The organism is Bacillus infantis (assembly GCF_020171945.1).
In the GTDB taxonomy this organism is placed as follows: domain Bacteria; phylum Bacillota; class Bacilli; order Bacillales; family Cytobacillaceae; genus Bacillus_AB; species Bacillus_AB infantis_A.
In genome coordinates, this window is record NZ_JAIVAP010000011.1 from 106,548 (window position 1) to 120,134 (window position 13,587).

Below are 13,587 nucleotides of genomic sequence, written 5' to 3' on the forward strand. Positions count from 1 at the left end.
TTGCACAAACTCTATTATAATATTCGCTAGTGAATATAGTCATTTCGTCCTATATTTTGCAAACGGTTACAGTTAATTAGTTGTGCAACTTTGTGCAAACGTTTTCGCAATGCGGGATACAGCAGCTTATCCTGCAGGATCATTTCCAAGAAAGGAGGCTCCCCCCGAAAAAAACTATCCTATTAACCAACCAAAAGGAGGAAAGCACATGCAAAAAAACCGACGCCAGTTATCCATCTTCCTGTCGGCAATCATGCTATTGAGCCTGTGGCTGCCATTTTTGCCGGCACGATCGGCAGATGCAGCAGAAACAGAAGCATCCGACACCCCAGAAGCAGCAGAAACCTCTGAACGGCAGGTCCGTTTTACTTATACCCGCGATGACAAAGCCTATGAGGGCTGGAATATCTGGGCCTGGAACACAGGCGTGAAGGATGACCAGATTAATTTTGAATCCTATGAAAACGGGGTTGCGACCGTCAATATTGCTGTTGCCCCTGAAACAAAGCAGTTCGGCTTTGTGCTCCGCAGCACAGAGGACTGGAATACAGCACAAAAGGAATTTGGAGACCGCTTCATTCCTGTGAACAAAAATGATTCTTTGACAAAGGCTTATATCACGAGCGGTGTGGAAAAGATCCGGATTGTTCCGGACGGTTCAGCGCCTGTCATTAATAAAGGCAATGCCACTTTCTATTACCGCGATAAAGAGCTTTTTGCCAATGACAGCATGAGCTCTATTGAGAAGGTTGAACTCAAGTTCAACGGCGAAACAAAAGAGATGGTGTATGAGCCTGAAAACGAGCGTTTCATGCTTACATACGAGAATATCCCGAACGGAAGGCATGAATACTCATTTCTTGTAACCAAAGGCGGAGAGACAGCAGAGGTCACAGATCCTTACAACACCAAGGACGGTATCTCTGCCATCGACTTTCAGCAGGCTGACTTGACTGTATCTGCTATAACCAGGCCGGCAGCCATAGACTATAGCCAAAATGCGGTTCTGAGTGTGGATATAGCAGGACTGACTGATGAGGTGAAGATTACTAAAATTCTTGCTGATACTTCCTCTTTGGGCGGTCCTGATCAGCTGGAAATCGACCCTTCACTCGGTAAAATCACCATTGCTGCAGAGGACAGCACAACCGCCGGTGTGAAAAATATCCCCATTACTGCAGTAGATTCTTATGGCAATGAATATAGCGGGAATGCCGAGATTGAAATCAAAACACGCCAATCTGCCGGCGAAAATGATTTCGACTGGGATGAGTCAGTCATCTACTTTATGCTGACAGACCGTTTCTTTGACGGCAATTCCTCCAATAATGATCCATACGGACTGGACTATGACGATTCCCGCGGCGCGTATCAGGGCGGTGATTTCAAAGGGGTAACAGAAAAGCTGGACTACCTTGATGAGCTTGGCATCAATACAATTTGGGTTTCCCCGGTCGTGGAAAATATCCAATATGATGTCCGCAGCGGTGAGGCTGATGGCGAACCGTATTATGCCTACCATGGCTACTGGGCGGAAAATTTCAGCAAGCTTAATCCTCATTTCGGCACAATGGAGGACTTCCATACACTCATCGACGAAGCCCATGAGCGCGGTATTAAAATCATGGTGGATGTTGTATTGAACCATACCGGATACGGCCTCAAAGAGCTGGATGCCGGCAAAGAAAACCCTCCGCCAGGCTATCCGGACGATGAAGACCGCAGCCGCTTCAAAGATATCGTACGCCAGGGCAATGTGGGCACCGATGAAGTGGTTGGCGAGCTTTCCAGCCTGCCCGATATCAAAACTGAGGACCCCGCCGTCCGCAAGCAGATCATCGACTGGCAGACAGACTGGATTGAGAAAGCAACAACTGCAAACGGCAACACAATTGACTACTTCCGTGTTGATACTGTCAAGCACGTGGAGGACGCCACCTGGATGAGCTTTAAAAATGCGCTCACCGAAAAGATGCCGGCATTCAAAATGATCGGTGAAGCATGGGGAGCAAGTGCAGATAATAATCTTGGCTACCTCGAGTCCGGGATGATGGATTCCCTGCTTGATTTCGGCTTCAAAGAAACAGCCCGCAATTTTGTGAACGGCAAGCTGAAGACTGCCAATGATGCCCTTGCTGCCCGGAATGACAAAGTAGACAACACTGCGACTCTTGGCCAGTTTTTAAGCAGCCATGACGAGGACGGGTTCCTGCATTCACTTGGCGGGGACACAGGCAAAATGAAGGTAGCAGCCTCCCTGCAGGCAACTGCAAAAGGACAGCCTGTCATTTATTACGGAGAAGAGCTTGGCCAGACAGGCGCCAACAACTACCCGCAATATGACAACCGCTACGATTTTGCATGGGATAAAGTTGATGGCAATGATATGCTCGATCATTATAAAAAGATTCTTAACTTCAGGAAAGACCATTCAAAGGTTTTTGCCAAAGGTGACCGTACGGTGATCGGCGGCTCTGACAAGGAGCAATTCCTGCTGTTTGCCCGCAGCTATGGGGAACAGACCGTTTATGCCGGCCTGAACACAGCGAAGAATGCAAAAACCATCAAACTGTCGGTTGATTCAAAAACAGCCACAGTAACAGATCATTATTCTAATAGAAGCTACCAAACTGCTGAAGCTGGAGAAGTTGTGCTGACAATCCCGGCCAACTCTGATGGCGGTACTGTCCTGCTGACCGTGGATAATGGCAGCATCACAGGGGCAGCGCTTCAAAGCGGGGATGAGGGCGAGGAACCTGAAATAGAGCCGATTCCTGAGAACTCTGTCCGCATCCACTATAACCGCGGTGACGGAAGCTATGACAATTATGGAGCATGGCTCTGGAATGATGTGAAATCACCGTCAGCCAATTGGCCGGTAGGTGCTACGATGTTTGAAAAGAAAGACAGCTATGGTTCCTATATAGATGTACCTCTTGCTGAAGGAGCCAAAAATATCGGCTTCCTTATCATGGATGTATCCAAAGGGGATGCAGGCAAGGACGGCGGCGATAAGAGCTTCACCATTTCCTCGCCGGAGATGAATGAAATCTGGATAGAGCAGGGGTCGGATGAGGTGTATACCTATGAACCTGTCGATCTTCCGGATAACACCGTCCGCATCCATTATACCCGTGAAAACGGGGACTATGATGATTTCGGTCTCTGGCACTGGGGCGACTCAGCAGCTCCTTCTGATAATTGGCCAGCTGGTGCGGCTGATTTTACCGGAACAGACCGTTATGGAGCGTATGCTGACATCGAATTGAAGGAAGATGGCAAGGAGCTGGGCTTCCTTATTGTGAACGAAAAGACGCAGGAAAAAGATGCAGGGGATAAGACCTTCAACCTGCTGGATAAGTATAATCAGCTATGGATCAAGCAGGGAGACGATGTTGTCTATATTTCTCCATATGGAGATGTGGCATCAGGGATGACCACTGCAGAAGTCATCTCAGAAGATACAATTCTATTAAACTTTACAATGACAGAAGGATTGACTGCAGACGGATTGAAAGCCGGCTTGTCCATCAGTGATAAGGATGGAAAAGAAATATCTGTCACCAGTGCAGAGATTACAGGTGAAAAAACGGCTGAAGTTAAAGCAGCATTCGATCTTGAGAAGCTGCCGCTTTCTGTATCCTATTCCGGACGCACAGTTTCTGCATCATCAGGCTGGCGGATGCTTGATAAACTGTACAGCTATGATGGAGATGACCTTGGAGCTGCCTACAAAAAAGGCGGAGCGGTGCTGAAACTGTGGGCGCCGGCAGCAAGCAAGGTTACGGCCAATTTTTATGATAAAAAAGATGCTGCCAAGCTGATCGGCAGTGTAGACCTCAAGCTTGGAGAAAAGGGCGTCTGGTCAAAAGAAGTCAAGCCGTCCGACCTTCGGGTGAAGGACTTGAAAGGCTATTACTATCAGTATGAAGTGACCAATAACGGAGTAACCAAAAAGGTGCTTGATCCTTATGCGAAATCAATGGCGGCTTTTACCGTAAATACGAAAGGGGAGGCCGGTCCGGACGGAGATGATGTCGGAAAAGCGGCAATCATCGACCTGAAGGGAACGGATCCTAAGGGCTTTGATCATGCTTCCATTAAAGGGTATGAAAAGCGTGAGGATGCCATCATCTATGAGGTCCATGTCCGCGACTTCACTTCCGATCCTTCCATTAAAAGCGATCTGGATGCGAGATGGGGCTCTTATAAAGCATTCATCGACAAGCTTGACTATATTAAGTCGACGGGTGTGACGCACGTCCAGCTTCTGCCTGTCATGGCCTGGTATTTTGGCGATGAGACGAAAATGGGCGAGAGGGAAATGGAATATTCAGCAGGAGGAAACGAGTATAACTGGGGCTATGATCCGCACAGCTATTTCTCTCCTGACGGTGCTTACTCGGAAAATCCTGCAGACGCTGAGCTGCGTGTGAAGGAACTGAAGGAATTGATTGATGCGATCCACGATGCCGGTATGGGTGTTGTCCTTGACGTTGTTTACACCCATATGGCAAAAGCAAGCACGCTCAATGATATTGTGCCAAACTATTATGCTTTCCAGGATGCCAAAGGCAATTTCCTTGGAGGATTCGGCAATAACCTGGCGACAAGCCATACGATGGCTGAGAAGCTGATGGTTGATTCTGTGAAATACTGGTTTGATGAATACAAGATTGATGGCATGCGTTTCGACATGATGGGGGATGCAACTTATCCGTCCATCCAGAATGCCTATGATGCGGCTGCTGCAATCAATCCGGATGCCCTGTTCATCGGCGAAGGCTGGCGGACATTTGCAGGACATCTATCTGACCCGGCACTTGAAGGAATGGGAGCGGACCAGGATTGGATGGATAAGACCGATGATGTCGGCGTGTTCTCTGATGAAATCCGCAATGAGCTGAAATCCGGATTCGGTTCTGAAGGGGAGCCGAGATTCATCACAGGCGGCGCGAGAGATCTGAATGTTATATTCAATAATATTAAAGGCCAGCCGTCCAATACTGCAGATGATGATCCAGGCGACATGGTCCAGTACATTGCAGCGCACGATAATCTGCCGCTGTACGATGTGATCGCCCAGTCTATTAAAAAAGACCCGGCCATCCCGGAAAATAATCTGGAAATCCATAAGCGGATCCGCCTCGGCAACTCGCTGATCCTGACCTCGCAGGGGACTGCCTTCCTGCATGCAGGCCAGGAATACGGACGCACAAAGCAATGGCTCGCTGATGGTGTGCCTGAGCAGAAATACCATGAGCTGACAGATGAAAACGGGGATCCATTTGGCTACTTTATCCATGATTCCTATGATTCATCTGATGCGATCAACAAATTCGACTGGCAGAAAGCCACAAACGCATCAGCTTATAAAGTAAATACAATGACAAGGGAATACACTGAAGGCCTGATTGAACTGAGAAGATCAACAAACGCCTTCCGCCTCGGGGAGAAGGACCTTGTAGACAAAAACGTTTCCCTGCTTAATTTCCCTGAAATGAAGGATCAGGATCTGCTGATAGCTTATAAAAATGTATCAACAGACAAAACTGGCAGCTATTATGTTTTTATGAATGCTGACAGCAAGTCCCGCAGCATAACACTTGGGGAACTGGATCTTTCCAAAGGAACTGTCCTTGTCGATAATGATGAAGCTGGAACGAAGGCTGTTAAAAATCAGTCCGGCTTTACCCTTGCAGACGGAAAGCTGACACTGGATCCATTAACAGTTGTAATCATCAAGGAAGGCGAAAAGGGAGAGGAAAACCCTGGCGGCAATGGTGGCGGCAATCATGAGCCACCCAATCCCCCTGCACCTGGAAAGCCTGGAACCATTCAGCTTCCGGCAGGGGCTGCAGAAATAGTCAGGCAAAAGAACCCATCCGGCAAAATGGAGGTTATTACAAAAATCCGTTCCGAGAGGATGGCGGAGATCGTAAATGCTATTTCATCTGATGGAACAGTAATAGAAGTGAAATTGGAGAAGCCTGCTGCAGGGGAAACTGTCCTGGCGCAGCTGCCTGCAAAACTGTTCAGTGAAGCAGCTCGAAAAAACAAAAATGTAATCATCGAAATCCAGGCGGAAGGTGCAATCTACAGAATCCCAGTATCAGAGATTGATACTGCGGCCCTGGCCCAAAAAATGGGTGTTTCTGAAGATGCTGTTTATATTACAGTGTCGGTTAATCGAACTGCAGCTCCATCTGTACATGCAAAAATTGTGTCAGATGCGTTCTCGTTTGAACTGGAGGCTAGAGCTGGGGATAAAAAAGAGAGCATTTCAGCATTTGGAAAGTTTGCAGAAAAAGAGATTAAGGGCAGCAAGAAATTTGATCCTAACAGATCGGTTGCTGTCAGATTCAACGAGGATGGCAGCTTTACAGCTGTTCCAACTGTATTTGACGGTCAAACAGCGAAGATCAAATCACTGACAAATTCCGTTTATGCGATCGTTGAAAATAATAAGACATTCCCGGATGTTGACCGGTCTAGCTGGGCAGAGGAGTATATTGAAACCCTAGCTTCCAAATACATCATTAAAGGGAAAGCAGATGGGAAATATGCACCTGGGGAAGAAATCACCCGGGCGGAATTCACCGTCCTGCTTGTAAGGGCTTTAGGGCTTCCGGCAAAAGCGTATGACGGGAAATTCTCGGATGTTAAGGGGAATGAGTGGTTCAATGCAAACGGGGAACTGACAGCAGCTGTCCGCTACGGCATTATCAGCGGCAAACCGGATGGCACCTTTGCGCCAAACGAAAAGCTGACACGCGCCCAGGCGGCCATTATGATCGCAAGAGCAATGGATTTGGACTTCCTGGAGTTTGACAAATCGCAGCTGAATGCGAATAAAAAGCTGACAGACTTCAAAGATGCCAGCCATTTCGGAGCATGGGCAAAAGAAGGTGCCGAGGCTGTCTATCAATCCGGCATCATGTCAGGAATGACGAAAAGCACATTCAATCCAAATGGTTACACCAAACGTGACCAAATGGCAAAAATCCTTGCAGAATTCCTGCGAAAAGCAGAACTGATGAACTAAAGAAGTGAGTGGGTATTTCCCGGTTGTTTCGACAAAATCCGGGAGGTGCCTGTCACTAAAAAAAAGGCCGGCTGAAGAAAATTCAGCCGGCTTTTTGAATGCAAATATCAGTTCAAATTTCGACAAAAAACGGGAGGTACCTGTCACCGAATAACCAGACCCCGCCTCTTCTTCAAAGGGATGCTGTAGCAATCATCACAAACTCCATCATTATCGACATACTCCGTGTAGTCAGCAATCTCGGAATTGCATTGAGAGCAAATCCATTTTTTTTTGACATTCTGCTCCATGTGATCATCTCTTTTTATTGTCAACATTCTATATATTCCGACATTTTTCCTGCCGGATATTTTATAAATTTATAAGTCATTTCTCAAATGAGCATTATTTGTTCCCTCTATGAATTTACATACGTTCGGTAAGGTATTGATTAGTTATTGCAAGGAGGATACTTTTTGTGTGATTTCCTTTTTTAGGATAGGCTAACATATCTGTTATCTTATTGACACCATTTATCTGAACATTTAGAATAATGTGTAACCGGTTACATAAGTAGCCGGCATATTTTGAGGGTGTTGTGTAACCGGTTACATATTTTATTCATAGAAACAGGTAAATCGTCATATCTGATAAATAGAGGTGATTGAGAATGAAGGAAGTCAGAATCCTTTCTCCGTGCGGGATGCTGGGCTATGGTTTTCCGGAGAGCTCGTTCAGGCGGGGGATGGAAGCGGGGCCGCATGCGATTGTGGTGGATGCCGGTTCAACGGATGCGGGGCCCCATAAGCTTGGTGCCGGTGTTTCGATTGTAAGCAGGAGAGCCCTGAAAAAGGATTTGGAAATCATGATTTCCTATGGAGTCCCAGCCAAGGTTCCGATTATTATTGGCTCCGCCGGAGGCGCGGGGGCTAAGGTACATGTAGAGTCGACCGTGGATGTGATCCGGGAAATCCTTCGCGAAAGAGGCTTTTCTGTGAAGCTTGCCATCATTTGGGCAGATATTGCAAAGGAGCAGGTCTTAGAAGCACAGCAGAATGGAAAAGTCAGGCCGATGAGTCCCAATGTCCCGGACCTGTCTGAGAAAAGAATTCTGGAAACAAACGGAATTGTCGCCCAGATGGGACATGAACCTATTTTGGAAGCTCTGAAGGGCGGTGCCGGTATTATTGTATGCGGACGGTCCTATGACCCTTCTCCATTTGCAGCCGTGGGCATTTTACATGGAAAGGATAGCGGGCTTTCCTATCATTTGGGGAAAATTCTTGAATGCGGCGCTCTGTGTGCGGAACCCGGCACGACCAAGGACAGCATTCTCGGCACCATCAAAGATGATTGCTTTACCGTCAGGTCACTGAATCCATCCCGCATCTGCACGAAGATTTCTGTAGCGGCCCATACATTTTATGAAAAAGAGCATCCATTTCTGCTTCATGGCCCGGGTTTTTTGCTTGATTTGAGCGATTGCCGCTTTACAGAACTGGGTGAAGGAGAGGTGGAGGTTTCCGGCAGCCGCTATATCCCGGCCGAACAGCATCTGATCAAGCTGGAGGGAGCAAGGAAAACAAGCTACCGGACGGTTGTCTTTGCCGGCATCCGCGATCCGATCCTGCTTGAGAATATCCAGGACATCGAGCTCCAGGTAGAAAAGCAGGTATATGCCTATTATCCGGAGATTTCCCCAGAAGCTTATCAGATCCGTTTTTATAACTACGGAATGAATGCTGTGCTCGGCAGCCGTGAGACAGAGGTGTTCAGCGGCCATGAAGTCGGCGTGCTCCTTGAGGTAACCGCCGAAACACAGGAGCTAGCAAGCAGTATCTGTGCGACAGCGCGTTCCACCTTTCTCCATTATGGACATGAAGGACGCAAATCGACTGCAGGCAATCTTGCCTTCCCGTTTGCCCCGAGTGATGTAGAATGCGGACCTGTTTATGAATTTTCCGTTTATCATTTAATGGAGATACTTGAAAGCCCTTTCAAGATTGAATACAGGCAGGAGGGTGCCTGATGGAGAGCTTATACGAATTGGCAAAGGTTCTCCGCAGCAAAAATTCCGGCCCGTTTGAACTGACATTGGATGTTCTTTTTGACTCCAGGGAGATTTATGAAAGAGTGAAAAAGTCAGGCAGGCTGACGCCTGAGACGGTTTGCAGCCTTTATGGGATACATGAGAACCAGCTGCGGCATTTTGTATTTTTCGATCAGGCCTTAGGAATTAAAATCACCATTTTAAGAGAAATCTCCTCAGGGTCAGCAGGCGACAGGGATGTGTACGGGGCCCAGCAGCATGCCCCGCTGATGAACTTACTAATAGATTAGGATGTTGAAATATGAAAAAAATTGCAGTGGTAGGCAGCCTGAACATGGACTATTTCGCAGAAACAGAACAGTTTCCGGCTGCAGGAGAAACAGTGATGGGCCGCGATTTTTTTATGTCACTCGGAGGGAAGGGCGCCAACCAGGCGATAGCGGCCGCACGCCTTGGAGGCCGGGTGTCGATGTTCGGCTCCATCGGAAACGACGAAAACAGCAGGCTGGTCAAGGAAAAGATGACCTCTGAAAATGTAGACATTACGGGGCTGCAGCAGGCGGATGCCCATACAGGCGTGGCATTCATAGAAATCTGCCAATCTGATAATCGGATCATCGTGATTCCCGGTGCCAATCAGCATACAGATATTCACTATATTGAGAGAGTGGCAGATTCCCTGCTGCGCCACGATATCATTATCTTCCAGCTGGAAACGCCGCTGACTATGATTGAACATATTGTGCCCAGGCTTCATGAAAAAGGGAAGGTTATCATCTTAAACCCTGCACCCGCTCAAAAATTGAGTCCTGAGCTGATCGGACAATTAACCTACCTGACTCCTAATGAGCATGAATACAAAATGGTGCTCAGCACAGCTGAAACGAAAGAGGAAGCTCTGGCCCGATATCCGGAAAAGCTGGTTATTACTTGCGGCACAGAGGGCGTTAAATTCCATGACGGGCAAGGCATTGTCCATATTCCGGCGCTGAAGGTAAAGGCCGAGGATACAACCGGCGCCGGGGATACTTTCTGCGGGGCAATGGCTGTCGGACTGTCCGAGGGCTGGTCATTGGAGGAGAGCATCCGGTTTGGGAGTGCAGCAGCTGGGCTTTCCGTCAGAAAAAAAGGAGCCCAGACCGGGATGCCGGCAAGGGCTGAGCTTGATGCCTTTTTGAAGGGAGGGGAGCCGGATGGTGCAGGGAGTTTTTAAAAAGCTGAAGGCGGACTGGGTGCTGTATGCGATGCTGCTTCCTACACTGGTTTACTTCGGCATCTTCCATGTAATCCCCCTTATTGGCATGAAGCTGGCCTTTCAGGATTACAGGATAATCGGGGACAATGTCTGGGTGGGACTGAAGCATTTTAAAGTGCTGTTCAGCTCGCCGGCTTTTTTCGATGTGCTGAGGAATACGGTCATCATCTCAACCATGAAGATGGTGTTCTTTTTTCCGGTTCCAATCATTCTTTCGCTTATGATCAACGAAGTGCGGAACGGCCCATTCAGGAAATATGTCCAGTCTGTCGTTTACCTTCCGCATTTCCTATCCTGGGTTGTCATTGCAGGGGTGTGGATTGCATTCCTGAGCCCTGTTGATGGGGGAGTCAATACGCTCCGGAATTTCTTTCAGCTCCCATCGCTCGATTTTATGACAAGCAAGGATCATATCCGCTGGGTGCTGGTTTTCTCGGAGATGTGGAGAAGTGCCGGCTGGGATTCTATCATCTATCTTGCGGCCATCATGAAAATCAGTCCGTCTCTATACGAAGCGGCTAGGATTGACGGCGCATCCCGGCTGCAGCAGATGAGGCTCATTACGATCCCTGAGCTTTACGGGACCATCATAACCGTATTTATCCTGAATCTCGGGTTTTTCATGAACGCAGGCTTTGACCAGGTGTTTAACCTGATCAATGATTCGGTCATTTCGGTTATCGACATCCTGGATACATATGTGTACAGGATCGGGATATTGAATGGCCAATATGCCTATGCCACGGCGGCAAGCCTGTTTAAAGGCGTCATTGGTGTCGTGCTGATCCTGAGCACGCATTTTATCGCGAAAAGAATCAGCGGAAAAGGAGTCTGGTAGGAGGTGGAGGACAATGAGAAAAACTAACACATCCATGGTTATTATTTATACAGTTTTGATTATCATTTCGCTCCTGGTCCTTGTGCCCATCCTGAATCTGCTGGCAATGTCACTGTCAGATCCGCTGAAGGTGCATGAATTGAAAGGCCTTGATATATTGCCGAAAGGCTTCTCGCTCATCAATTATCAGGTGCTTTTCTCCAATCCGCTTATTGTAAAGAGCATTTTTAACAGCCTGCTGATTACCATCTGCGGTACAGCACTGAATCTGTTTTTGACAGCCATGGCTGCCTATGTGCTGGCAAGGACAAATTTTGCCGGGAAAAAACTGGTCATTCTATTCCTGATTGTTGTTATGGTATTTGAGCCGGGCCTGATTCCTGAATACCTGCTGGTAAAGGATCTGGGTCTGCTTGACAGCTATTTATCTCTTATTCTGTATAAAGCCATCAACGTTTTTTATCTGTTCATCATGATGCGGTTCTTTGAGGATGTGCCTGACAGCATCCTGGAGGCGGCAAGAATTGATGGCGCCGGCCATTTTAAAATTTTCACGAAGATCATGCTGCCGCTGTCAAAGCCGGCTCTTGCTACAATGGGCCTCTTTTACGGGGTATATCACTGGAATGAGTACTTCCGGGCGACGATTTACCTGACCACCCCTGACAAATGGCCGCTTCAGGTGGTTCTGAGGCAGTTTGTCGTTGAGAGGGATAACACCTCCCTGCTGGGGGCGCAGAATGTTCTTTCCTATGATCAGATTGCTGCCCTGGATTTTGGGTCGCTTCAGGCAGGCACAATTATCATCTCGATCGTTCCCCTGCTGATTTTCTATCCTTTGATACTGAAATATTACGCGAAAGGAGCGCTTGAAGGGGGTGTTAAGGACTGATCATCCTTTTCCTGCAGCATGCATTCCTATTACATTCCATTAAATGAAAGAGGGGGAAACACAATGAAAAAGTATTTGCTGTTGTTCATGTCGCTCATGCTGATCCTGGTCACGGCCTGCTCGAAGGAATCAGATACGGGTGAAGAAGAATCAAAAGATGGTTCAACAACACTGAGGGTCGTCTATAAGGATGAAGGCCCATCCAATCCGGTTGCGCAGAAGTATTTTGAAACACTCTCCAAAGCCTTAAAAGAGGATAAGGATATGGATGTAAAGTTTGAACTGGTAGAGATGCCGCAGGGGAATTATGCGGAAAAGCTGAATCTGCTTCTGATGAGCGGAGATATTCCCGATATGATCTATTTCCAGGGCGGAGACCAGCAGATTGCCGATCAGGATCTCCTGGAGGATTTGGGACCTTATATTGAGAAATCGGAAAATGTGAAGAACATCCTGGAGCCGCATAACGAGAAAAGGCTGGCTAATTATCCTTATCTTCTTTGGATCAAGCCTTTGGACAGCAAGACTCCGGTCATCCGCAAAGACTGGTTTGAAAAAACAGCGGGATCTAAAGAGCTGATGGAAAACCCGACAATTGACAATTATTATAATTTCTTTAAGGAGCTTGTTGAAAATCCGCCGGGAGGCAGCAAGCCGGTGAATGCCATCACGGCCGCAGGAGATATCACAGAGCTTGACTATATTTTTGAAATGGCTTTCGGATTGAATCAGACATGGCTGAAGGAAGGCGATGGATACATCTATTCCAAGGTATCTGACAAGGAAAAAGAAAAGCTGGAATTCTACAATAAGCTTTATGAAGAAGGGCTCCTTGATCAGCAGTATCTGACAAAGCAATGGGACACAAAGGAAAAAGCTTTCTATGATGGAGAAACAGCCGTCATCGTGGGCACCAATGGAAAGGTCATTGATATCTATGATGGAAAAATGAAGCAGGTCAACGGAGATGAAGCGAGCCTTGTCGTTCTTCCGCCAGCCAAAGGCGAGGACCAGGGCTTTACAGCAACGGATATTACAAAAGAATCACGCGGAATGGCGATTTCATCACAATCCAAGCATAAGGATACTGCTTTTGAGGTGCTTGACTATCTGGCCAGCGATAAAGGGCAGCTTCTGGACAGGATTGGTTTTGAAGGAGAGCATTATAACGTTACAGACAGCGGCATCGAGCTGACTGACAAGTATTACAGCGAGTGGTATGCAAGATTCTGGGAACCGGCTGAATTCAATACTGAAAAGCCATTGAAAACACCGCTGCTGAGCGAGCCTGCCCAGAAATCAAGAGACCTGGCCAATGAGTTCTATAAGGAAGACAACAGCTTCATCCTTCCGGAGCAGTATATTTCCAACTGGGATGCGATGGAGAACCTCTATAAGGAATATGCCACAGATATCATTACCGGCAAGCGCCCTGTCAGCGATTTCGATAAGTTTGTGGACGAGTGGAACCAGGCGGGCGGAAAAGAAATTACCAGCTATGCGAATGAAAATATCAAGTAAGGAGACT

Annotated in this window: 7 protein-coding genes; all 7 read left to right on the top strand. The window is 47.5% G+C overall.

The window, feature by feature from the left end:
• Positions 1-208: 208 nt before the first annotated feature.
• The 7 genes from LCM00_RS15640 (at position 209) to LCM00_RS15670 (ending at position 13,580) form a co-directional block, all read left to right on the top strand.
• Entirely contained in the window at positions 209-7,045 is a 6,837-nt protein-coding gene (locus LCM00_RS15640) for a pullulanase (protein ID WP_224903790.1), read from the top strand.
• Positions 7,046-7,694: 649 nt separating this feature from the next.
• A complete protein-coding gene (locus LCM00_RS15645) occupies positions 7,695-9,053 on the top strand; it encodes an acyclic terpene utilization AtuA family protein (protein WP_224903792.1) in 1,359 nt (452 codons plus the stop codon).
• Positions 9,053-9,364, top strand: a complete 312-nt coding sequence (locus LCM00_RS15650) for a DUF4387 domain-containing protein (protein ID WP_224903794.1) — start codon at positions 9,053-9,055, stop codon at positions 9,362-9,364. The genes LCM00_RS15645 and LCM00_RS15650 overlap by 1 nt, the downstream gene beginning before the upstream one ends.
• 11 nt (positions 9,365-9,375) lie before the next feature.
• Positions 9,376-10,287, top strand: a complete 912-nt coding sequence (locus LCM00_RS15655; RefSeq protein ID WP_224903796.1) for a ribokinase — start codon at positions 9,376-9,378, stop codon at positions 10,285-10,287.
• A complete protein-coding gene (locus LCM00_RS15660; protein ID WP_224903798.1) occupies positions 10,268-11,167 on the top strand; it encodes an ABC transporter permease in 900 nt (299 codons plus the stop codon). The genes LCM00_RS15655 and LCM00_RS15660 overlap by 20 nt, the downstream gene beginning before the upstream one ends.
• A gap of 13 nt (positions 11,168-11,180) precedes the next feature.
• Positions 11,181-12,059: a carbohydrate ABC transporter permease gene (locus tag LCM00_RS15665; protein WP_224903800.1), complete on the top strand. Its 879-nt coding sequence runs from the start codon at positions 11,181-11,183 to the stop codon at positions 12,057-12,059.
• A gap of 63 nt (positions 12,060-12,122) precedes the next feature.
• On the top strand, positions 12,123-13,580 hold the full coding sequence (locus tag LCM00_RS15670; RefSeq protein ID WP_224903802.1) for an extracellular solute-binding protein: 1,458 nt from the start codon (positions 12,123-12,125) through the stop codon (positions 13,578-13,580).
• The last annotated feature ends 7 nt before the right edge of the window (positions 13,581-13,587 follow it).